24 protein-coding genes are annotated in these 22,008 nt (G+C 47.0%); 8 read left to right on the forward strand and 16 right to left on the reverse strand.

The window, feature by feature from the left end:
• Positions 1-127: 127 nt before the first annotated feature.
• From EXW93_RS13030 to EXW93_RS13050, 5 genes are all read left to right on the forward strand, one after another.
• Positions 128-1,279 (forward strand): hypothetical protein, encoded by a 1,152-nt coding sequence (locus EXW93_RS13030; protein ID WP_174316550.1) that lies wholly within the window; start codon positions 128-130, stop codon positions 1,277-1,279.
• A gap of 199 nt (positions 1,280-1,478) precedes the next feature.
• On the forward strand, positions 1,479-4,301 hold the full coding sequence (locus EXW93_RS13035) for a sensor domain-containing protein (RefSeq protein WP_174316551.1): 2,823 nt from the start codon (positions 1,479-1,481) through the stop codon (positions 4,299-4,301).
• An 86-nt stretch (positions 4,302-4,387) separates the two neighbouring features.
• On the forward strand, positions 4,388-5,269 hold the full coding sequence (locus EXW93_RS13040) for a YitT family protein (protein WP_055969019.1): 882 nt from the start codon (positions 4,388-4,390) through the stop codon (positions 5,267-5,269).
• Between the two features lie 23 nt (positions 5,270-5,292).
• On the forward strand, positions 5,293-6,189 hold the full coding sequence (locus tag EXW93_RS13045) for an alpha/beta hydrolase (RefSeq protein WP_023469284.1): 897 nt from the start codon (positions 5,293-5,295) through the stop codon (positions 6,187-6,189).
• A 15-nt stretch (positions 6,190-6,204) separates the two neighbouring features.
• Entirely contained in the window at positions 6,205-6,372 is a 168-nt protein-coding gene (locus EXW93_RS13050) for a hypothetical protein (protein WP_174316552.1), read from the forward strand.
• A gap of 55 nt (positions 6,373-6,427) precedes the next feature.
• On the opposite strand, the gene EXW93_RS13055 is transcribed toward EXW93_RS13050, so the two are convergent.
• The 14 genes from EXW93_RS13055 to EXW93_RS13120 form a co-directional block, all read right to left on the reverse strand.
• On the reverse strand, positions 6,428-7,252 hold the full coding sequence (locus EXW93_RS13055) for a squalene/phytoene synthase family protein (protein ID WP_174316553.1): 825 nt from the start codon (positions 7,250-7,252) through the stop codon (positions 6,428-6,430).
• 194 nt (positions 7,253-7,446) lie between these two features.
• A complete protein-coding gene (gene csrA / locus EXW93_RS13060; protein WP_023469287.1) occupies positions 7,447-7,671 on the reverse strand; it encodes a carbon storage regulator CsrA in 225 nt (74 codons plus the stop codon).
• A complete protein-coding gene (fliW, locus tag EXW93_RS13065; protein WP_041255192.1) occupies positions 7,671-8,111 on the reverse strand; it encodes a flagellar assembly protein FliW in 441 nt (146 codons plus the stop codon). The genes csrA and fliW overlap by 1 nt, the downstream gene beginning before the upstream one ends.
• Before the next feature lie 4 nt (positions 8,112-8,115).
• A complete protein-coding gene (locus EXW93_RS13070; protein WP_174316554.1) occupies positions 8,116-8,694 on the reverse strand; it encodes a DUF6470 family protein in 579 nt (192 codons plus the stop codon).
• A gap of 13 nt (positions 8,695-8,707) precedes the next feature.
• Positions 8,708-9,685 (reverse strand): flagellar hook-associated protein FlgL, encoded by a 978-nt coding sequence (gene flgL / locus EXW93_RS13075; protein ID WP_174316555.1) that lies wholly within the window; start codon positions 9,683-9,685, stop codon positions 8,708-8,710.
• A gap of 18 nt (positions 9,686-9,703) precedes the next feature.
• The gene (flgK, locus tag EXW93_RS13080) at positions 9,704-11,254 is read right to left on the reverse strand and encodes a flagellar hook-associated protein FlgK (RefSeq protein WP_174316556.1); all 1,551 of its coding nucleotides are present in this window, start codon (positions 11,252-11,254) and stop codon (positions 9,704-9,706) included.
• Between the two features lie 12 nt (positions 11,255-11,266).
• On the reverse strand, positions 11,267-11,674 hold the full coding sequence (locus EXW93_RS13085) for a flagellar protein FlgN (protein WP_023469292.1): 408 nt from the start codon (positions 11,672-11,674) through the stop codon (positions 11,267-11,269).
• Between the two features lie 121 nt (positions 11,675-11,795).
• The gene (gene flgM, locus EXW93_RS13090) at positions 11,796-12,044 is read right to left on the reverse strand and encodes a flagellar biosynthesis anti-sigma factor FlgM (RefSeq protein WP_023469293.1); all 249 of its coding nucleotides are present in this window, start codon (positions 12,042-12,044) and stop codon (positions 11,796-11,798) included.
• Between the two features lie 36 nt (positions 12,045-12,080).
• A complete protein-coding gene (locus EXW93_RS13095) occupies positions 12,081-12,461 on the reverse strand; it encodes a hypothetical protein (protein WP_058713360.1) in 381 nt (126 codons plus the stop codon).
• 42 nt (positions 12,462-12,503) lie between these two features.
• A complete protein-coding gene (locus EXW93_RS13100; protein ID WP_371811187.1) occupies positions 12,504-13,025 on the reverse strand; it encodes a ComF family protein in 522 nt (173 codons plus the stop codon).
• Positions 13,026-13,138: 113 nt separating this feature from the next.
• Positions 13,139-14,350 carry a helicase-related protein gene (locus EXW93_RS13105; RefSeq protein WP_174316557.1) on the reverse strand — a complete coding sequence of 404 codons (1,212 nt, stop codon included), beginning with the start codon at positions 14,348-14,350 and terminating at the stop codon, positions 13,139-13,141.
• A gap of 183 nt (positions 14,351-14,533) precedes the next feature.
• Positions 14,534-15,376 (reverse strand): DegV family protein, encoded by an 843-nt coding sequence (locus EXW93_RS13110; protein WP_058713362.1) that lies wholly within the window; start codon positions 15,374-15,376, stop codon positions 14,534-14,536.
• Positions 15,377-15,506: 130 nt separating this feature from the next.
• Entirely contained in the window at positions 15,507-16,202 is a 696-nt protein-coding gene (locus EXW93_RS13115; protein WP_023469298.1) for a response regulator, read from the reverse strand.
• Positions 16,199-17,371, reverse strand: coding sequence for a sensor histidine kinase (locus EXW93_RS13120; protein ID WP_023469299.1), 1,173 nt, complete (start codon positions 17,369-17,371; stop codon positions 16,199-16,201). The genes EXW93_RS13115 and EXW93_RS13120 overlap by 4 nt, the downstream gene beginning before the upstream one ends.
• A gap of 97 nt (positions 17,372-17,468) precedes the next feature.
• Between EXW93_RS13120 and EXW93_RS13125 the strand changes: the two genes are divergently transcribed.
• The 3 genes from EXW93_RS13125 (at position 17,469) to EXW93_RS13135 (ending at position 19,588) form a co-directional block, all read left to right on the forward strand.
• Positions 17,469-18,110 carry a YigZ family protein gene (locus EXW93_RS13125; RefSeq protein WP_023469300.1) on the forward strand — a complete coding sequence of 214 codons (642 nt, stop codon included), beginning with the start codon at positions 17,469-17,471 and terminating at the stop codon, positions 18,108-18,110.
• 67 nt (positions 18,111-18,177) lie between these two features.
• Positions 18,178-19,209 (forward strand): LCP family protein, encoded by a 1,032-nt coding sequence (locus tag EXW93_RS13130; protein WP_023469301.1) that lies wholly within the window; start codon positions 18,178-18,180, stop codon positions 19,207-19,209.
• Entirely contained in the window at positions 19,184-19,588 is a 405-nt protein-coding gene (locus EXW93_RS13135; RefSeq protein ID WP_174316558.1) for a GNAT family N-acetyltransferase, read from the forward strand. Before EXW93_RS13130 ends, EXW93_RS13135 begins: the two co-directional genes overlap by 26 nt.
• 71 nt (positions 19,589-19,659) lie before the next feature.
• Here the strand turns inward: EXW93_RS13135 and chrA are convergent, their stop codons facing one another.
• Complete coding sequence (gene chrA, locus EXW93_RS13140; RefSeq protein ID WP_174316559.1) at positions 19,660-20,811, reverse strand: chromate efflux transporter; 1,152 nt, start codon at positions 20,809-20,811, stop codon at positions 19,660-19,662.
• Between the two features lie 52 nt (positions 20,812-20,863).
• The gene (locus EXW93_RS13145; RefSeq protein WP_174316560.1) at positions 20,864-21,970 is read right to left on the reverse strand and encodes a DUF418 domain-containing protein; all 1,107 of its coding nucleotides are present in this window, start codon (positions 21,968-21,970) and stop codon (positions 20,864-20,866) included.
• Positions 21,971-22,008: the final 38 nt, after the last annotated feature.

A 22,008-nucleotide genomic window follows, 5' to 3' on the forward strand; every position in this document is an offset into this window, starting at 1 on the left:
CATCCCTCCACTACTAGTGTAGCGCCTTTTTGCCCAGATTTGCCTTTCTTCGCAGTTTCTTTGCAACTTCCTCACAACTTCTCTTTCGTGACCCTCTACCATAAAAGGTGAAAGGAGTGATCATCCCATGACATTCAAAAAACAATGGATCACTGCATTGACAATTAGCGCATTAACAGTCGGAGGCGCATCCGCATACGCTGCGACGAACGACGACTCGAGTACAACAAAACAAGCGAAGCACGGGCACCACTTCGAAGGTATGAAAAAACACGACATGACGTTACTCTTGAAAAAATTGAACCTGACACAAGCTGAGGCAGATGCTGCCCGGGAAAAAGGGCAATCAATCGCCGATCTCGCAAAAGCAAAAGGCATCTCATTCGCTGATTACAAAAAAGCAGAACTCGCAGCAGCGAAGGAGCAGCTCGCAAGTCTCGTTAAATCAGGCGACTTAACTCAAACGCAAGCAGACGACATGTTGAAGCGCCAAACGGACCGGTTCAGTGCCGTCAAGAGCTACGATGAACTCAAAGACAAGATGCCGATCGGTCGCCACGGTGGACCAGGTTTCTTCAATGAATCATTGATTGCTGACGTCCTGAAAGCACTCGGACTGAGCCAGTCGAAGTTCGACGCAGCGAATCAATCGCTTGCTGCTTATGCGAAGGCACAGTCGATCAAGTTCGCCGACTATAAAAAAGCATTGCTTGCGGCGCAGACGAGCGAACTCAATCAACTCGTCAAAGACGGGAAGATGACGAAAAAACAAGCAACGGAAATCAAGTCTCGTCTAACAGAGGAATATAAGGACGCGAAGAGCTACGACGATCTTCCGGAGCGCGGCGAACACGGTAAGCGCGGTGACCATGGACCAGGTGGCGTATTCGGCGACTCGACGTCAGCGATCCTAAAAGCACTTGGACTCGATGAAGCGAAGTTCAAGGAAGCGAATCAACCCTTACCTGAATTCGCGGAAGCAAACAAGATTGCTTATGCCGATTTCGAGAAAGCCGTTCTCAACGCTCAAAACGCCGCCGTCGATCAACAAGTCAAAGATGGCAAGCTGACAGAAAAACAAGCGAAACAAATCAAGGAACATATCCAGTCGCGCGCAGATAAGGTCTCAAGCTACGCTGACCTTAAAAAAGGTCCAGCACGCGATGGTCATGGTCCAGGTCACGGACATGGTCCGGATGGTGACATGCCAGGCGCACCGGATCAAGGACCGGATGCGGATCCGAACGCCAGTGACACTTCGGTCGATTTAGCGATTTAATATGTAAAACGAAGCTCATACCGTTGAGCTTCGTTTTTTGTCGTACTTAATCTCTTAATTTTGAAATAAAATTGCATCGTTTTCTAACTTTTCATTCGTTTTTTTGAAATAATAGTCTATTGTTTAAGGAATCATTGCAATGATTCTCGCCTTCATCCGATAGTAAGACTGAAGCGTTACTACGTATGGAGGTGAAGAGATGACGTTTTTTGAGGCCATGAAAACAATCCGACGATCAGATACGGCACCGATTCATATCGGTGGGCTTGAAGTATCTCGTCTTGAACAATCAGAAGCCTTTTTCCATCATCAAACCGATGCGATTTTTGTCTTTGATGCTGCTGGTACGATCATCTATTTCAATGAACATCTTCCAGAAATCCTAGGATATTCGGAACACACCTTGTACGAGCACTTTTCCGTGTTTAATCCTCCGGATCAAATGGAGGCGGTCTCGCAATTTTTTCAGCGTGCGTTACAAGGGGAAACCGTTCATTATACAGCAAGAGGGTTGCACGCAGACCAACATCTCGTCACCTTAAAGATTACGAACATGCCGATTGAACAGGAAGGACATGTCATCGGTGTCTATGGCGTAGCACGTGATGTGACACGCGAAAAACAACTCGAAGAAGACGTCTCGGAAATTCGCTCCCAACTGGAGCTGACCGAGCAAGTGCCTGAGTTAGTCTTATTCTATTATGACTTACGGTCGCATCAAATCGAGCCTTCACCGTCACTTCTCAAGTTTCTCGGGCTAAGGGAAGAACAGTCATCAATCGAGCAACAACGGTTACTCGAACGGATTCATCCTTGGGATTTTGACCCGCTCCGCTTTGAGATCGAGCGCATGGCAGCCGGAAAGCAGGATCAGTTCGAACAAGAGCTGTCCTTGTTGACGTCAGACGGTTCGTATCAATTGTTGCGCTTGAAGGCAGTACGTCGCGCAGGCCATGCGCATCAGGCTTCAATCGTCTTGTATGACTTATCGGAAATCGATGCGGCTCGTCAACAATTGAAGATGGAACGCGCACAAGCCCGTGACATTTATGAGGCTGTGAACGCGGCGATCTCACAAATTGATTTGACGACCGGACGAATCTTATTTCATTCGCAAGGTTTTTTACACATCTACGAGGAGTTACCAAAAAATTTGATTTTAAATGATACGTGGTTATTGTCGCGAATCGATCCTCGAGATCACGATGCGATGCGAAAGTTCATGCAACGCTTGTTACAAGGGCATGCCGGAACACTTCAGTACCGTCTCCGTTTTCCCGATGGGCGGATCAAATGGGTCGAGGATCAACAAATTCCAATCTTTCACTCTGACGGATCAATTGCGTATTCCAACAGCATCTTGCATGATATCACGTTACAAAAAGCGTACGAAGAACAGTTACGGCAACTCGCTCTCCGGGACGTCGTGACCGGTCTTCCGAATCGCCAAGCACTGATTGAGACGATTGAATCGTGGCAAGCACGCACTGTTCCTTTTTTCGTTCTCTCCGTCTCCTTCAACCGTATTACAGAGATCAATAACGCGTTCGGTCACGGTTCCGGCGATCAGTGGCTCCAAGCAACAGCTGCCCGCTTAAACGATGTCAAGCCGGACGAGGTCTTCCTCGGTCATCTCGGTGGGGATGAATATGCACTGCTCGTCTCGACCGACTATGAACAAGATGTCACGCCGTGTGCGGAAAGACTACTTACGATCTCGACACACCCGATTTCAATTGAACCCTATGCCTTGTTCGCTCGGGTTTCAATCGGTATCAGTCGCTATCCTCAAGACAGCACGGACGCCGTTGAGTTATTAAAGCATTCTTACACAGCACTCCGCCGCTCACGACGCGACGATCACAGTGCGTTTCATCACTATGCTTCGAATCTCGATATTGACTATTACCGGCGCTATCGTTTGGAGCAAGACTTGCATTATGCCATTGAACGTGATCAGTTGTTCCTCGAGTACCAACCAAAGGTCGATAGCTGGACGGGGAAGATCGTCGGAATGGAAGCCTTGATCCGCTGGCAACATCCGGAATGGGGGCGAATCCCGCCGAACGACTTCATTCCGCTTTCAGAAGAAAGTGCGCTGCATATCGACATCGGGGACTGGGTCCTCGAAGCAGCCTGCCGTCAGATGAACGAGTGGTCCAAGACCGGTGCCTCTCTCGTCCCGATCTCGATCAATGTCTCACCAAAGCGGCTGTTGATTCCAGGATTCGAGCATCAAATCGAACAGACCTTAATACGATATGCGCTCGACCCGGCCCTGCTTGAACTTGAAATCACAGAAGCGGCCCTCATCATGGATGATCCGATGACGAGTCGCACGCTTGAATCGGTCAGTGCCCTGGGTGTCCGGATCGCCTTAGATGATTTCGGTAAAGGTTACTCTTCGATGGTCTATTTGCAACGTTATCCGATCGACGTCATCAAAATCGATCGTCAGTTCGCGACGCACATTTACGATGATGCGAAAGCGCAAGCGATTGTTAAAAGTATCTTGTACATGGCGAACGAATTTAACCTACATGTCGTAGCAGAGGGCATCGAGACGATTCAGCAGCTCGATACGTTTCGGATGCTCGAATGCCCACGTATCCAAGGATATCTCTTCAGTCGACCGGTTCCGAGTGATGTGATGGAAGGCTTTTTAATCCGCGAAATCCTCTATCCGATCGAGGCTTGTGCTCTATCAAGTGATACGGTTCCACGGTTTTCCGTTCCCGGAAAGATCCGGATGCTAACGCATCATACGGAGTCCTTCACGCTCGCTTTTTCTGACTTACAGGCACATCAGACGAGTACGAAGATCTTGTATTTCTCGACTGAGACACCCCTTCCTTCACATGCAGCGACGTGTGAAATTCGATTAAACGAAGGACTGCAACTCGTCACCTGCACTGTCACGATCATCGGTCAGCAAGACGGACAATATATGGGGGAATATACGAACGAAACGGAAGCCGAACAGATCATGCGCTTCTTCCAATCGTTACGTTACACCCCTTGACTCACTCACGAAGACGTTCACAGACGTCTTCGTGCTTTTTTGTTATAGTAATCTTAAAGTAATTTACTTTAGATGGGAGGAATGACATGCAGTCCCCACTACCGATGAAACATCATCGTCGTTCGACGAAAGGTCAACTCTTTCGACGTCTCCTCATGCTAACGATCGGTGCCATCATCTTTGCAATCGGTCTGAAAGGATTCTTAGTTCCGAATAACATCATCGATGGCGGAATCGTCGGGATCTCGATTATCGGCTCGAAAGTCACGGACACAACACTCGCCTTTTGGTTATTCTTCCTGAATATCCCGTTTATCTTCTTCGGCTACAAACAGATCGGGAAGACGTTCGCCCTATCGACGTTATACGCGATCTTCATCATGGCAATCGCAACGAAACTCCTCGAACACATCGGTCCGTTGACGAGCGTCGACTTACTTGCGACTGTCTTTGGTGGATTGATTCTTGGAATCGGTGTTGGCATCGTCATCCGATCGAGTGGATCACTCGACGGAACGGAGATTCTCGCTGTCTCGTTTAGCCGATCGACACCGTTTTCAGTCGGAGAGATCGTCATGTTCTTTAACGTCTTCATTTTAGGAGCCGCTGGTTTTGTCTTTGGATGGGACCGGGCGATGTATTCTTTGATTACATATTTCGTCGCTTTCAAGACGATCGACGTCGTCATCGATGGACTCGATCAATCGAAAAGCGTCTGGATCATTTCCGAGAACTACGAAGAGATTGGTCTTGCGATCATGGATCGTCTCGGACGAAGCATGACATACTTAAATGGAGAAGGTGCCTTTACGGGTGATGGGAAGAAAGTGATTTTTTGTGTCATCAGTCGCTTGGAAGAATCAAAGTTGAAGGACATCGTTCGTGACTTTGATGAACAAGCCTTTATTGCGATCGGCAACATCCATGATGTCCATGGCGGTCGCTTCAAGAAAAAAGATATCCATTAATCGAACGAAAGGAAGGAACGCGGGTGTGGAAAAAACATCGTAAAAAAATCATCGCTACCATCATCATCATCGTCACCTTAGTCGTCGTCATCATCGTTGGTATTTCCGGTTACGTCGGCTCATCCTTGACACAACCGGAGCGTGAGGCACTGACGACGAATCCAAAGAAAGCAGAAAATCTGGACTATGAGGACGTGACATTCCGGTCCTATAAAGATCGGACCCGCTTATCCGGCTGGTGGATGCCGAGTGAGGATGCGAAGTTAACAATCGTCTTTGCGCATGGGTACGGGAAGAACCGAGAACAAGAAGATGTTCCAGTTTTACCGCTCTTTAAGAAGTTTCATGACGCCGGCTACAATGTATTGACGTTTGATTTCCGAGGTTCCGGTGAATCGGACGGCAAACGCGTCACTGTCGGAGCCAAGGAGCAGGACGACTTGTTGACGGCTGTGCGGTACGCGAAGTCACGTTCGGCGAAGCCGGTCGTGCTCTACGGTATCTCAATGGGCGCGGCGACTTCGCTCGTCACCGCTCCGAATGCCGATGTCGTCGGCGTCATCGCCGATAGTCCATTCAGTGATTTAGAAAACTATCTTGCCACGAATCTTCCGGTTTGGAGCGGGTTGCCGAACTTCCCGTTCACACCAATCATTCTAGAAATCACACCTCCGTTGACAGGACTCAATCCCGAACGCGTCAAACCAGTCGAATCTGTCCGACGGATTGATTACCCAATCCTTTTGATCCACGGGAAGGATGACGATGCGATTCCAGTGACGGAAAGTATGAAGATTCAAAAGGCAGCGCCACGATCGGAACTTTACGTCACAGAAAACGGCGGACACGTCCAGTCGTATGCCCACGATCGCAAAGCCTATGAAGAGAAGGTGCTCGCGTACTTAGCTGACTTGCACTGATGGGAGGAAATCGGAATGCAGCAACTCTCCGTGTTCTTGACGTTTTTCATCGCACTGACGGTCATGGGGATCGGTTTACTCGTTTCGCGTCGCGCCGGATATCGGTTCCCTTACGGACGAGCGGTTCTTCTCATTTGGATCGGTTCCGCATTCATTGGATTGACGATGTTTATTTTACGCTAAAAAACGAAACAGCCGCCCGCTTCCTCTATGGAAACGGTCGGCTGTTCGTGTGTGCTTATCGTTTTAGTACAGCAGCTCCAACGATCTTCAAGACTTCCGGACGACTGAGTTTCTCTTTCCCTCTTGCAAGGGCATCCAGCGTTCCATGCGCGAGTGCAAGTGGAATGTGACAGAATTCATAAATCGTCGTCTCCTTCGGAATGGACGCAAGGTAGGCATCGGCTTCTGCGAGATTCTCACGCGCATAAGCAAACATCGTATCCGTTGTCCAACCAGGTGGGAAGTAACCGACACCACGCTCCGCATCCTCCTGTTGATTGCGGAGGATGTTGACGGCTTGCAAACCACGACCGAACCCGATCGCTTGCTGTTTGTCGGTGACGATACCAGCCTTCCAGTACCAGATGTCGGATAACATGACACCGACGAGTCCTGCGACATAATACGTATACTCGTCAAGATCAGCTTCCGTTTCGACCGTCCAGTCACGCTCTGCCCAGACCGCCATGCCTTCTGCCATCTCCGCCGTCGAATCAAGCACCTTCGGACGAATTGCAGCCGGACAGTAGGCAATCCACTCCGGTAAACGGAGTGTCACTTCTGGCAGATGCGCCGTATAGGGCGCAATCAACTCAAGATAGGCCGTAGCGGAGAACGTGCCCCGCATCAGTAATGCCGTCTCGCGAAGCAATGTCGTCTTGACGTCCGTCGCCAAGTCTTCGTGGTCTTCAATCTCATCGATGGCACGCATGCATAGATAAGCAGCACCGACCGCTTCCTGTAAGTCTTGCGATAGTCGACTAATCGGGATATAGAAGGTGCGACTCGTCGCTTTTAATACACGGTTCGCGTCTTTTTTCAGCTGCTTCGTCTCATTCATTCCTGACAACTCCCTCTTTGGCTCAAAAGGTTTCTTTTCTCTCCATTACTATACACGATTCAACGCGTTTCAGCATTTGTTTCATGATAAGAAAGACTCCCTGCACTTGTATGATACGCGCAGGGAGTCTATTTGTATTCTTTTTTCCAGAGAATGCCTAAATCGCGAAAGGATGCACTGGCATTCACTTGACCTTACTTTTCTTGTTGTTTCAAGAGTTGTCCGATCAACCCTGTACTCCGTGATGCTTCCGTATTCTCTTCTTGGATGGCTAAATAGACTTCCTTCCGATGGATGTCGACTTGTCGCGGAGCACGGATTCCGAGCTTAACTTGATCGCCTTCAATCGCAAGAATCGTCAGTTCGATATCATCTCCGATTTGAATCGCTTCGCCGTTCTTTCGTTTTAATACGAGCATCAGCGTCCACCTACTTCTGTCAGACTTCCAATCTTTTGACGATTCGGATATGTATCTTCTAAGATGATTTGTTTCGCGAGCCGCTGTTTCGTTTCCATAACGAATGGTGCACGTAAATTTGTCGTCGATTCCTGGAAAGGCTCACGTAACGTCACCGTCGTGTATACAGCGACTTGCGCTGTTTCTTCGATACTCAACTGTTCTTTTGCAGAATCCGTTAATTCAAAGACATAGTCCGGATCGATCCAAAACGGATTCGTGACGATGAATGCGCATTCCGGCTGATCAATGGATTGGAAGGACCAAAACGGTACGCCTTCTCCGAACGGCAACAAGACGAATTGTTTGGCATCCGGAAACCCCGGTAATTCAGAAGCGAAGGTAATGATCTCACTTGGCTCGATCGTAATCACCCCAAAAAAATCTGTTTCGATTTGCATAATATTATCCTTTCTCGTCGTATATGCCGCCCACTGGCCACATATCTAGCTGATTTCGTTCTCGGAGGAAAATGTCTGTTTTCTCTTCCGTGACCTCTAATTCCGGACGATGCGTCGTGACATCGATGACCGGCTTACGAGCAGTGTAACGAACATTCACTTCAGCCGGTGTGAAATTAATTTTGACCCGGTCCAAACTCCGAGGAATGAAGCCCATCGTCGTCACTTCTGCTGGAGGCGTATCGTTCATCTTCGCAATCCGCGCGATGACCTCGCCTTTTTGCTCGATCCGCATCAATTGATCTCCTTCACTCGCGACGCGTCCCGTTCCTTCACGTACCATTTGTTGACCAAGATCCGCATACCGTCTGACGGATTCGAATGCTGGGATTCGTCCCATCTCGATCCAAGCTTGCGACGAATCGATTTCGAGACGAGCCGCTACAGTTTCAATCGTTAGCTCCCCTTGCGGTTGTTCAATCGAAAGATCAGCCGGACGTTGCGTTTGCCGCATCTCAAGTGGTGTCGTCTGCATACCGATTTTAGCAGAGGTCTGTCGCATCTCTAAGTGAGGAAGATTCATCCCGGTTCACCCCTTATCGAAGAAAATCAAGTAACGATGGTTGGATGATGCGTGCTCCGGCACTGAGTGCAGCACGGTGCAACGTTTCATGTGATTTCAGTTCCATGATGACCTGTTCGGTTTCGATGTCTTCGTTATCAGACATGACGGTTTTTGCGATGATTTCTTGATCTTCTAAGCGCGACGCATTTAGTTCCAGTCGATTCACGCGTGCCCCTAAATCCGAGCGCACTTCGACCGTTTTATTCAACATCGCCGTTAAGTCTTTCAACATGCCGGATAGTTCAGTCCCGTTATTCGTGCTACTGCCAGGACTTCCATCTTCTTTTGTACCACCGAGTGCATTAAATAACTTCTTTAGCGTCGTAAACGTATCTTTGCCAAACACACCACCACCGCTACTATTCGTTGGTGTGACATTGACTTGTACTTTGATTCCTGAAGATACTTCATACTCGATCTTACCGTCATTTGATCCGACAGATGTCTTAAAAATCTTATCTATGGCGGCGACACCTTCCGTATCCTTTAAAAAATTTTTCAATTCATCCATATCAATGAACGGTTGATCCGTCTTCGTTCCGTTAAAGATTTGCTTTTCGTTATATTTCGTATTCGCCAGTGTTCCGATATGTTCAATTAACTGTCCAACTTCGCTTTGGATGGCTTTCCGCTGTGTGCCATCATACGTATCATTCGCTGCTTGTGTCGTCAATTCGTTGATCCGGCGCATGGCAGACGTCACTTCATCTAAAGCAGAATCCGTTAAATCCATCCAACCTGTCGCTTCATCGACATTTTTCTTAAACTGATCGACTTCCCGGACTTCTGTCCGGTACCGAATCCCCTGCATCGCAACGACCGGATCTTGAGACGGCTTTTGAATTTTTTTACCGCTAATCAGTTGCTCCTGTAGCGTACTCAATTTTTGATAGCTCGAAGACAAATGACCGATATTCGTCTTCGTCAGCATCGTTTGTGTGACCCGCATGTCCTCATTCCTTCCTTATCAGCGACCGACTAATCCCATACCGTTAATGATTTTATCGAGCATTTCATCGACTGTCGTGATGTTTCGCGCCGCTGCATTGTATGCATGCTGGTACTGAATCATCATTGTCATCTCTTCGTCGAGCGAGACCGCTGAGACCGACATTCGACGTTGATCGGCATTCTCCATCAAAACACTAGCATTTTTTCCGAGGTCAATCGTTTGGCTTGTCGCTACCCCCATGTCACCGATGATCGATTGATAGAAAGAACCGATCGGAGCACTTAAATCACTTAATGATTTTGTTTTGATGTTGGCTAAGATCAATGCCCCAGAACCATCTCCGATATTTCCGTCTCGTGAACTCATAATGTTCGAAAGGTCTTTCCAAATCGTATCTCCGACTGAAATCGTTCCGGCCTTGACCGTTCCACCATCTGAAGCAACAAAAAATTCATTTGTCCCATACGTATTGCTGACAGTTCCAGAAGCATCCTTGGATTTAATGAAGTTTTTTGAATGAGCATCATTAAATTCCTTCGCAAAAGCAGCAGCCATCTTATCCAGATTATCGAGCATCTTAGGATATTCACCTGTCAGTGTCGTTTCACCATCTCTTTGGTAACCGTGCATTTGTAATAAAGCCCAAAGTTTACCGTTTGAAAAGCTATTTGATGCTGTGAATAAAACTGGTCCTGTCGTAGTGTTGTATCCAGTGATTGCTTTTGTCGTAGGATTTTCCGTGAATGTAAGAGAACGTGCTTGTGTGATTGTCATATCAACCGCATGTAATGATGAACCTCCCGGAACGATGATTTCCACATCCATACGTCCTTCAGCAATCTTCGAAGCATTCCCCATGCCTCCACTTGTAATAGCAGTTGCATCAATCGGCACTTTTTTAAAATCCACATAAGTCGATAACTCATCGAAATAACGATCACGTTCATCGTATAAGTCGTTCGGTAAGACACCAATCGGTTCGATTTCGTGAATTTGTGTATTGACGTTATAGATTTTCTGAAGGAGATCGTTTACTTTTTTCGTCGAGACATCCAGTTCATTCTTTAAGTCCCCTTGTACCTTTGTCAAAGAAGTTGCTAAGTAGTTGAATGTCTTTGATACCGTATCCGCTTGCTGTCGGACGACGCTTCGCGCACCTGAATCTTGCGGGTTCTTTGAGAGTCCTTGTAACGATGCCCAAAAACTATCAAGTGTTTTCGCGAGCCCCGTTTCAGACGGTTCATTGATGATATCTTCCATTCGACCGAATGCTGCTGCTTTCGTTGAATAGTACGCATACTTCGTTGATTCATCGCGATATTGTTTATCGACCATTACGTCACGTAAGCGCTCGACCAGTTCTCCACGGACACCGGTTCCGAATTGAACGTTTTTTCCGCCGCCTAGGGAGACCGAAAGTTGTTCCGTTGTCGCTTGGACGAGACGCTGTCTTGAAAATCCTGCTGTTCCGGCATTTGATACGTTATTTCCTGTCGCTTGTAACGCCCATTGACTCGTCGTCAGCGCACGACGTCCCGTTTCAAGCCCCATGAATGTTGAACCCATTCGACTTCCTCCTTATGCATTTCGATTGAAGTGTGTCCGGTCAAACGTCGATTGACCATATGTAAAGTCATCCGCTTCCGGTACGAGCAATTGCAAATGCCATTCGATGTAATGTAACGATTGTTCTAATAACTCTGCGTTCAGCGCGTTCGCTTTTCGCAGTTGCCCCATCGTCGATAAGAGAGCACGAAGCGTTTCGACATCTTCAGGGTGCGACGCGATCCACTCCGTCATCGTCACGGTTCCCATGGATTCGATGCGCTCTTGCTCTAATGTCGCGATGCGTTTTAGCAAAACGGGTTCTTCCTTGACGATTTTCGAAAGGCGACTCATGTCGTTTTGAATCAATGCCTCTTTTTTCGAAAAGGCGAGCGCTAATAATGCTTCATGCGCCTCCGTCAACTGTCGGATGATTTCCATATCGTGTTTGCTCCTTTTATCATGAGTCCGACTACTTTACTACCTTGCTATCGTTTCATATAAAAAGCGACCCGCGCATCCGTGCCCCGAGTCGCTTCTAATGTCAGTTTCATTCACCTTATTACAAGTTCAAGAAACGTTCCGCGATTTTGTTCGCATCCGGTTTATAGGTTCCATCCTGAATGGCTTGTTTAAGGGAGGCAATTTTATCTGCCCGCGATGAAGTCGTTCCTTCGAAGCGCACGCGTGCTTCTTTTGAAATCGTCACTTCGTCTGTTCGATTCATTCGTTTTGTTTCTGTTCCTTCTACGGGTTGATTTCTTTCATACGTCTTGGGCATGTTCACCCATTTAGTCGAATCAATTCGCATGTGAACACCTGCTTTCTAGATTACGAGATTCTTGATTTAAGTTCGATACGTTCTCGGTTTCGAAGGGTCCACAGAATCTTGCATCGCTTGGGCGAGGTCACGTCGCAATTTTTCACGACAGTCAGCACAAATCGTCCCTTCATGAGAGGGTTTTCCGCAACTCTCACACGTGATTTCCATTTGAGAAATCTCAGAAATCAACAAGCGCCCTTCCTTGATATAACGAAAGACGGTCTCGCGTTTGACTCCTGTTTGCATCTCGACATCATTCGGTGAAGTTCGGACTTTTCGCCGCTCTCGCAAGAATTCGCGTACCTTTTCGAAATTCAGATGATCTTGACGCATACACGTCGGACAAAGATCAGAAGATTGTTTTACAAAAATTTTCCCGCAAGATTTGCAGTTTACTACATCCATTTCCTTCACCTCATTCAGAGTATCGGCAGGAATGACGAAATATTAAATACTCCGAAATAAAGTTACTGCAGAAATTTCACTTGCGCCCGCTTCCTTGAGACGCACCATCGCTTGCCGGAGTGTTATTCCTGTTGTGTAGACATCGTCGACCAGCAAGATATTTTTCCCTGCAACTTCTTTCGTGACATGAAATGGATTCGATCGTTTAAGACGTTCTTCTCTTGATTTCCTACTCTGCGGTGTCCCTTCGTCGCGCTTTAATGCTAAGGTGACCTTCCCATTCATTCGTCTAGCGATCTCTTCTGCTTGATTGAATTTTCGTTCAGACAAGCGGTCACGGCTAAGCGGAATCGGAACGATCCATCCTCTTCTCATTTTTACCTTCTTCAACTCATCAGTAAACATCCGAATTAGGACAGTATCTCCTAAAAATTTATAACGATGCATGAATGCCTTTGCTTCTCCATTGTAAAGATACATCGTACGGGTATGAAGTGGTAAGCCGAGATTTTGCCATCGTCGACAGTCCTGACAGAGCTCGATACCTGGTTTGCCACAGTCCACACATCCACCACTTTTTACAAATTTCATTTTACAGGGATTACAAATGTTTTGGCTAGTCCACATATTACTCAGTTCCCAGTTAGGTATAAAGTCATGCTGACAGCATAAACACTTCATGAAGTCGTCCATCGATTCGCTTTTTGAATCTGATGGATGGCATAAAATAGGGCATCCGACCGATCATTGGCGAAAAATGAAATATCCCCGTCCGGGTAAGCCGCATCTCGTCCGACACGACCACTGATTTGAATCAAGGCTTTCGTACTAAACCCTTGATCAGCATCCAGGACGGCCACTTGTACGTTAGAGATCGTCACGCCACGCTCTAAAATCGTCGTCGTGAGCAAAATACCGTTCGTCGTACGAAATGCTTGGATTTTCTCAATGCGGTCCGGATCTTCCGCATGGACGGTCGTCACATCAATACCGACTTCTTTCAATCGTGTTTGCCATGCTTCGAGCGCTGCGATTCGGGGGACGAACACGAGACGCGGTTGCTGTTCATACTGATGCAACCACTCAACGATCGACTGCATCGTAAACGGTGACTTCAATCGGGGAACCGGTAAAGGATGTCCATGATAACGCCGCATTAATCGTACTGTCGGATAGCGACGATGCCACATCGATGGCGTCGCACTTAATAAAATCAACGCTGCTTTTTGCGTCATCGCCCGTTTGACGTATCGATGTAGCGTCCAGTTCATATGAAACGGAAAGGCATCGACTTCATCTAATAAGACGACATCAAAACAAGACCGGTAATGAATCAGTTGATGTGTCGTGCTGACCGTGATTTCACCTAAGAGAAGACGATCCGCTGATCCACCATATAAAGATACGACGTGAGCAGTCGGAAATGCCTGTTTGATATGATGCGTCAATTCACGGACGACATCCGCACGTGGCGCCGTCACAAGAATACGCTTTCCGTTCGCCAATGCTCTTTCGATACCGGGGAAGAACATCGGTGTCTTCCCTGCTCCACAAACCGCGTGAACTAGCAACCTTCCACCACGGAGAATCGTCTGTTCAATTGTCCGCGCGACAGTCGTTTGAGCAGGTGTCAAACGAATCGGTTGATGCTGTGCTGGATGTACCGGATCGAGCGGACGGGTATCCGTAATGAGCTGATCACATGTGCGCAACTTCCCATAAGCAATGCATCGTCGACAATAATAGCAACGTTTTCCGCACGTGCAAGGGCCTTTGACAGGAAAGGCTCCACACCGCTGACACGTAAACGTCACGGCTGGAATGAGTTGATGCGTCGGCAATCGGGTTTCCATCTGTTTTGCTAAAATCCATCTCCCGCGTATATCCATTGCTTCACTTCCTTCGTTTCCCATTTGCTTCATCTTGACGGACGGATAGGAAGATCGACAACGTATGCTGTATAAGAGATGTATGGATGGAATACGCGGTTTCTCAAAAAATAGTTTTTCTATCTCATATATCTGGACAAGAAAAAACACATTGACGATAGACTCCGTCAATGTGTTTTCATCTTATTTTTTGTACCATGTGATACCGATCGCGCCCGGTCCGAGGTGTGTACCGATGACTGGACCAAATACACTCATCTCGATTTGAGCATTTGGAAACTTCGTCTGTAAGGACGCAATTTCCTGTTCTGCTTTCGTAGAATCTTCTGCATGAATGACACCGATCGTATACCCGGTTCCGTCTCCTTCGATATCTTCTTGCATCATCTCTTCGATTCGGTTGACGGCCCGCTTGAACGTCCGAATTTTTTCGAACGGAACGATTTTTCCATCCACGAAATGGAGAACGGGTTTAATCTTTAAGAACGAACCGACGAATGCTTGCGCGACACTGAGACGACCTCCGCGTTGAAGGTGTTCAAGATCATCCACGACAAAGTACGCACGAATGCGTTCTTTCAGTTCCTCTAAATGATGGACGATCGTTTCCGCCGTGGCTCCTGCATCTCGCAAACGAACCGCTTCTTGGACGAGAAACGCTTGCGGCATACAGGAAATACGTGAGTCGATAGGATGGACGTTCACATGATCAATCATCATATTGATCGTGTGCAACGCTTGATATGTCCCACTGATCCCGCTTGAAAGGGTGATGCCGATGATATCCGTTCCTTCTGGCAGTTGTTCAAACGTCGCAACGAGATCTCCAATATTCGGCTGTGAAGTCGTCGGAAGGCTACCCGTCCGAATCCGTTCATAAAAATCAGCCACCGAGATATCAAATCCTTCCCGATAAGCCTCCCCTTCAAAGATGACGCTAAGCGGTGCGACGTGCACTTGATGTTCTTCACAATACGTTGTTGGCAGATAGGCAGTGCTATCCGTTACGATCACAATCTGACTCATCCGTGATTTCCTCGCTTTTATAGTTCCGTCGTGACGTATACTTTCATACGTCACAATCGTCTATAAGTGTAGCACTTCTGAGTGGATAAAAAAAGGAAGATGGGAGTCCTGCTCCCGTCTTCCTATCCGTTCATACGACGACGACCCATCCACGGCGAATCGCTTCGACGACCGCACCGGTGCGGTCTGGAACGTTCATTTTCCGAAGAATCGAAGATACGTGGTTTTTAACTGTCTTTTCACTGATATATAATGTATCGCTAATCGCACGGTTCGAGAATCCATCTGCCAGTAGCTGCAAAACTTCACATTCACGCCGTGTCAATACGTGCAGTGGTGCTTCAGCCACCTGACGTTCAACGGGTTGTGACGCCATCGTTTGTTTCATCTTCATGAGACGTCTGTATTCCTGAAGTAGATTTGGTGTCACTTTCGGGTGTACATATCCACCTTCACGATAGACGGAACGAATCGCGTTGACGAGTTCATCCGTCGCCATCTCCTTCAATAAATATCCGACGGCTCCCGCTCCTAAGGCGTGCATGACATATGTCTCATCATCATGGATCGATAAGATGATGACCCGAACTTCCGGGTGTACTTCCATTAAACGTTTCGTTGCATCGACACCGTTGACTTGTGGCATATTGATATCCATCAATACGATGTCTGGTTGGTGTGCTTCGACGAGAGGAATGACATCTACGCCGCTCTCTCCTTCCGCTACGACTACGAACTCTTCCTCGAAGTCAAGAATTCGTTTTACTCCCTCACGGAATAACTGATGATCGTCAATGATGACTACTTTCACTTGCTCGTTGTTCACAGTGTTTCCCCTCTCGCTTCGGATTCCTCGATCGGAATCTTTACCTTGATGACCGTCCCGCCCCCAGGGTACGTTTCGACCTCGAATTCTCCATCGATCAATTCAATGCGTTCACGCATCCCGATCAATCCAAACGACTCGTCATGTGAGTCGACGATCGAGTCGAAGTCGAATCCGACTCCGTTATCCTTTACGTGAATGCGAATGGAATGTTGATATTGTTCTATGATAATACGAATGTCCTTTGCATTGGAATGCTTCACGGCATTTTGGACAGCTTCTTGAACGATCCGGAAGACCGCGACCTCATAGGTGGAGTCGATCCGTTCGCCACCACCTAGATATTTAAATTGAATCTCAATATTCGAAATTTCTTGCATATGTCGTAAATACCGCTCAAGCGTCGGGACGAAACCAAGATCGTCCAACGTCATTGGACGGAGATCATAAATAATGCGACGAATGTCCGCTAATCCGTCTCGAATCAAGACACGAAGACGATGAATTTCCTCAAAAGCAGCTTCCGCTCCATTGTGTTGATGAATTTTTTCAATCAGATCCGCCCGAATTAATACGTGCGCCAATGTCTGCGCTGGACCATCATGCATTTCGCGAGATAACCGCCGTCGTTCGTTTTCAGCAGATTGAAAAACTTTTAAGCCCATTTCCTGTTTTTGCATCGCTTTTTCGTACTTCTCATTCATGACTTGCATATCGTCCGTCAAAAAATTCAAGACAACGGATACACGTCCAATCAGCATATCCGCTCGTTCGATTGTTTCGTCTAACTGAATGAGACGACGTTCCAACTCATCACGCCGCTTCCGGCAATTCATCTCATCCCGTTGATTGATAAACGACTCCAGTTGTAGTGAGTTCGCTGTTTCATAGGCTTTCCGAACATCTTGCTCCGAATAGTTTTCGAAATTTTTGCTGACGATGACTAGTCGTGTCTTGGCATCCTTAATATGACGTTCTAGCCGCTCTGCTTCTTTTATATAATCATGGACACGAACTTTCAAGTCGCGCAATTCTTGCTGGATTTCAGCATATTGCTCTCTCGAATCCTCCGTGATCCGAACGATTTCTTCGCGACTTTCCTCTACGACACCAATGATGTTTTGTACGATATCATTCAACGACAGTCGCTCCTTCATTTCATGCGTCATCGTGACTCCCTCCGGTCCTTACCACTCAAATGGTTGTCTCTCTCTCTGAACGTCGTTATGCTAGAAAGAACTAGTCAACGAGGAGGACATTAATAGTATGACATTATCTCATTATTATACAGTAAAAGAAAACGGTTTCCACGAAATCATTATTCAAAAGTCTCGATTCATTACATATATTTCTCGCATTTCTTCCGAAACAGAGGCACAAGACTTCATTGCGCAGATTAAAAAGAAGCATCATGATGCAAATCATAACTGTTCTGCGTATGTCATCGGGGAACAAAATCAAATCCAAAAAGCGAGTGATGATGGTGAACCTAGCGGAACAGCAGGCGTCCCGATGCTTGAAGTACTGAAAAAAAGAGATTTACGCGATACCGTTGTTGTGGTCACACGTTATTTTGGCGGCATTAAGCTTGGTGGCGGTGGATTAATTCGTGCCTATGGCTCAAGCGTCTCGGAAGCATTGAATGCAATCGGCGTTGTTGAACGGATTCAGCATCAAGTGGTAGAAGTGCACATTGACTATACGTGGCTTGGAAAAATTGAGAATGAACTTCGATCAAGCATTCATCCGATTGATCAGATTCATTATTTGGATCAAGTTCAAGTCGATGTCTTAGTCAAAACGGCAGATGTTCCTACCTTTATTGAATGGATGACAGATCTGACGAATGCGCAAGCCCACTTCCAAGAAGGTGCTTTTCGCTACCTCGAACGTGACATTCTTTCCTGACCTGCTATACTGATTGTAAAGATTCCGAAAGTTTTTTAATAATTCTGTTAAGTAAGGAGTACTTGAAATGGATGAACCGATACGATCACGGTCAAAGAAAAAAAAGAAGCGTTCTTGGTTCAAGCGTCTTGTTTTTTTATTTTTGATCATTTTAGTAACTGGCGGTGCAGCATTCGCTTACGTCGCCAACAAGACTCTTCAAACGGCTAATGAGACAAAAGTCGACTTAGCACGTGGAGACAAGTCAGAAAAACGTGAAGCGGCAGTCGACTTGACGAAGGACCATTTCTCCGTCTTGCTTGTCGGAACGGATGAACGTCCCGGAGACACTTCTTCTCGCGCTGATACGATGATCATCGCCACATTCAATAAAACAGATCAAACCGTAGACATGGTCAGCATCCCTCGAGATTCTCTCGTACAAATCCCTTCTGTCGGATATGAAGATAAAATCAACCATTCGTATGCTTATGGAGGAATTGATTCAACGATTGAGACAGTCGAAACGTTGTTTGATATTCCTGTAGACTATTACGCCTCCATCAACTTTAATGGTGTCGTTGCTATCGTCGATGCGCTTGGCGGTATTGATGTCGACGTCAAACTACCGATCGACACACTCGACTCTTCCGATAAACGAAACAGTATCAAACTCGAACCTGGTCAGCAGACACTCAATGGGGAAGAAGCGTTGGCCTACGCCAGAATGCGTTATGAAGACCCTGAGGGTGATATCGGACGTACAAAACGCCAGCAACAAATCGTACAAGCGATTATCGAACAGTCGACTTCCTTCGGTTCGATCACGAAACTCAATGACTTGATGGATGCTACAGGCGATAACTTCAAAACGAATATGTCACTAACGGAAGCCTTCCAGCTACAACCGTTCGTCAAATCACTCGGATCCATTAATCGTATTGATTTAACGGGATCAGATACGAAAATCAATGGCGTCTATTACTATCAAATCGATCCACTTTCACTTGCCGAAGCTAAAACAACATTAAAAGAACAGCTCAATTTACCTGCTGATGACGCTACTGACATGACGACATCAGAAGAGGCGACGGATGATACGACGACTACGATCAACTGATCATGCAGCTTTGCTAGAACTTCAACGTCTTGCTTATCGAATCGAAGCGCGTCTACTGGAAACAGTAGACTTTCCACCTTTATCGGAAACGATCGATGACATCGAAGCGGAGCAACCGAACGGGTTCGTTTATCTCTTGCATGATAGCGTAGTCGGTGCGATCACATATGTTGATGGAACGATCACGCGCCTCGTTGTGAATCCGGAATATTTTCGCCAAGGCATCGCCCAATCCTTACTGCACCACCTGCTTCAGCATGATCACGTGAAGCATGTCATGACAGGTGCGCGTAATCTTCCTGCCTTACGCTCTACGCTCGTTTTGGCTTTACGGAAGTCCAACGTGAGTGGCGCCACGATATCGAGCTTGTCTTTTTGACTCGAATTTAAAGCTTCATTAAGCGAAAACAAAGAAGCAGCAGACGCATGTCTGCTGCTTCTTTGTGCGGTTTAAAAGAATAGGAATCCGAGAACGGCTCCAATCAACACGATTCGTAACGGCGACTGTTTATAAAAACGAAGTAAACAGAACAAACCGAAGGCAATCAAGAAATCAAGACCACTCTTGATGCTTGACGTAAAGATTGGATCATAAAGAGCGGTAAGCAAGATACCAACGACGGCAGCATTGACGCCCATCAAGATCCGACCGACCGATTGATTCTTCCGAATACGATCCCAGTACGGTAAAACACCGATGACGAGTAGGAATCCTGGTAGGAAGATCGCGAGCGTCGCAAGAATTCCTCCAGAAACACCAGAAACGATCGTACCGAGATACGTCGCGAACGTAAAGAGTGGTCCTGGTACCGCTTGTGCAGCGGCGTAACCAGCAAGGAACGTATCCGTGTTCATCAATCCAGGTACGAGTGTCTGCTCAAGGAATGGCAAGACGACATGTCCGCCACCAAAGACGAGGGCACCGGCACTGTACATAATACTCGTCAGTTGGACGGTTCCCGTCGTTGCTTGAGCGAGAAACGGTGTGACGGCAAGTAAGACGAAGAATAAGACGAGTGCCGTGATGCTAAGTAGGCGTGGTACGCGAATCGACAAGGACCCACTCGTCTCCGTCTCTTCTTTAAACCAGAAGAACGCAAGAAGACCTGCGAGCAACAAGACACCGACTTGTGCCAGTGGATGTGCGATCAAGAGTACGCCTGCTAGCGCCAGTAGCATCAACGTCATCCGTTTGACGCCTGTCGCAAGTTTCATTCCCATGCCAAGGACGGCGTCAGCAACGATTGCAACCGCAACGAGTTTCAAGCCATGAATGAATCCGGCTTCTGCGACATCGAACTGTGTCGCAAGAATCGCGAACAGAATCAAGGCGATACTCGACGGTAACGTAAAGCCGACGAAGGAAATGATCGCCCCTGCTACGCCTCCACGGATCAAACCGATTCCCATTCCGACCTGACTCGAAGCGGGACCCGGGAGGAATTGACAGAGCGCAACTAAGTCAGCATATGCTTTCTCATCAATCCATTTTTTCCGTTTGACATATTCTTCATAAAAATACCCGAGATGGGCGACCGGACCTCCGAACGACGTCAGTCCGAGCTTGAACGATACAAGAAAGATTTCAATTAAACGATGCATGTTTCACCTCCATCCTTCATTCTACATAAAAGATGTTAAGTTCTTGTGAACTTCAACGGTTTTTCTTTCCATAAGTCCCTTTTCGCCACAATTTCTCCATGGGACCTTGTGGATGAGACTGGAGATATCTGTTTGAAGCAACACCTTGTGCGATCAAAAGCAGGAAAACGAGTAACAGTCCTTGCCATAACGGTGTCGTTCCATGTTGTCCACTGAAGAAGACGAACACGGTAAAGACGACTGTATGCATCAAATAATTCGTCAATGCCATCCGTCCCAGTCCAGCAAACCATTGCATGCGTCCAGCACGAACGAGTAGCGCAACGGCACAAGCATAGGTGATCGCAAGCGTGCGTCCTGAGAGCCAGACATAAAATAGATTGATGGATCCGTCTGGTACGTCAGCATGCGCCTGTATGATTCCTGCAAATGATGGAAGTGTCAGGAGTAAACTAATTCCAAGCGTCCACCACAGGAAACGATTCGTCGGTGGCGCTGCGCTGAAGCGTTCCATCAAATAGGCTCCGATCAAGAACAGGGATAAAATTTCTGGCCAAATGACACCAGAATTCATGAGGGCTTCCGGTAATTGAACTGTCGCGTGATGTAATAAAAATCCGAGGAGATCGCGCGATGCGACGAACGACTGAAGTGTCTTATCTAGCTCGACGACGGGAGTGTCGCCCAATTGACGAGCCCCAAAGAAAATAAGTAGGTAGAGCAAAAGGGCATAGATTTGAAATGCTGCCGCAAACAAAAGCTTCGTGATCGGCTTTGTTTTTATAAATAACAATAAGATAAAACCGGTCAACGCATACGTATGTAAAATATCTCCCTGCCAAATACATAAGTGTAGTAGTCCAATGACGAGAAGAATCCCGAGACGTCGTGCAAAAATTGTCTTCGGTAATCCTTTTTGCTGCAAACGCTGGATGAACAGATAAAAACCTGCTCCAAACAAGACACTAAACAGCGTATAGAATTTTGTCTGGATGAAGAGGTCAAACACCAAACGAATCGCTTGATCGACGTCTCCCATCATCGCATTCGGTCGATCGCCAAGAAAACTTGGCATGTTGACAAATAGAATGCCACATAAAGCAAATCCCCTCAAAATATCCAAGTACTGAATGCGTTCATTTTTATTTATTTCTTGCATTTTCTCATCTCCCTTAAAAAAGACCGCACATTGAGATG

The organism is Exiguobacterium sp. JMULE1 (assembly GCF_013337175.1).
GTDB classification, from domain to species: Bacteria; Bacillota; Bacilli; order Exiguobacteriales; family Exiguobacteriaceae; genus Exiguobacterium_A; species Exiguobacterium_A indicum.

Bases quoted from the DNA above. Each gene is read 5' to 3' on its own strand.
- EXW93_RS13030 (WP_174316550.1), top strand. From the start codon at position 128: ATGACATTCAAAAAACAATGGATCACTGCATTGACAATTAGCGCATTA.
- EXW93_RS13035 (WP_174316551.1), top strand. From the start codon at position 1,479: ATGACGTTTTTTGAGGCCATGAAAACAATCCGACGATCAGATACGGCA.
- EXW93_RS13040 (WP_055969019.1), top strand. From the start codon at position 4,388: ATGCAGTCCCCACTACCGATGAAACATCATCGTCGTTCGACGAAAGGT.
- EXW93_RS13050 (WP_174316552.1), top strand. From the start codon at position 6,205: ATGCAGCAACTCTCCGTGTTCTTGACGTTTTTCATCGCACTGACGGTC.
- EXW93_RS13055 (WP_174316553.1), bottom strand. From the start codon at position 7,252: ATGAATGAGACGAAGCAGCTGAAAAAAGACGCGAACCGTGTATTAAAA.
- csrA (WP_023469287.1), bottom strand. From the start codon at position 7,671: ATGCTCGTATTAAAACGAAAGAACGGCGAAGCGATTCAAATCGGAGAT.
- fliW (WP_041255192.1), bottom strand. From the start codon at position 8,111: ATGCAAATCGAAACAGATTTTTTTGGGGTGATTACGATCGAGCCAAGT.
- EXW93_RS13070 (WP_174316554.1), bottom strand. From the start codon at position 8,694: ATGAATCTTCCTCACTTAGAGATGCGACAGACCTCTGCTAAAATCGGT.
- flgL (WP_174316555.1), bottom strand. From the start codon at position 9,685: ATGCGGGTCACACAAACGATGCTGACGAAGACGAATATCGGTCATTTG.
- flgK (WP_174316556.1), bottom strand. From the start codon at position 11,254: ATGGGTTCAACATTCATGGGGCTTGAAACGGGACGTCGTGCGCTGACG.
- EXW93_RS13085 (WP_023469292.1), bottom strand. From the start codon at position 11,674: ATGGAAATCATCCGACAGTTGACGGAGGCGCATGAAGCATTATTAGCG.
- flgM (WP_023469293.1), bottom strand. From the start codon at position 12,044: ATGCGAATTGATTCGACTAAATGGGTGAACATGCCCAAGACGTATGAA.
- EXW93_RS13095 (WP_058713360.1), bottom strand. From the start codon at position 12,461: ATGGATGTAGTAAACTGCAAATCTTGCGGGAAAATTTTTGTAAAACAA.
- EXW93_RS13105 (WP_174316557.1), bottom strand. From the start codon at position 14,350: ATGGATATACGCGGGAGATGGATTTTAGCAAAACAGATGGAAACCCGA.
- EXW93_RS13110 (WP_058713362.1), bottom strand. From the start codon at position 15,376: ATGAGTCAGATTGTGATCGTAACGGATAGCACTGCCTATCTGCCAACA.
- EXW93_RS13120 (WP_023469299.1), bottom strand. From the start codon at position 17,371: ATGACGCATGAAATGAAGGAGCGACTGTCGTTGAATGATATCGTACAA.
- EXW93_RS13125 (WP_023469300.1), top strand. From the start codon at position 17,469: ATGACATTATCTCATTATTATACAGTAAAAGAAAACGGTTTCCACGAA.
- EXW93_RS13130 (WP_023469301.1), top strand. From the start codon at position 18,178: ATGGATGAACCGATACGATCACGGTCAAAGAAAAAAAAGAAGCGTTCT.
- EXW93_RS13135 (WP_174316558.1), top strand. From the start codon at position 19,184: ATGATACGACGACTACGATCAACTGATCATGCAGCTTTGCTAGAACTT.
- chrA (WP_174316559.1), bottom strand. From the start codon at position 20,811: ATGCATCGTTTAATTGAAATCTTTCTTGTATCGTTCAAGCTCGGACTG.
- EXW93_RS13145 (WP_174316560.1), bottom strand. From the start codon at position 21,970: ATGCAAGAAATAAATAAAAATGAACGCATTCAGTACTTGGATATTTTG.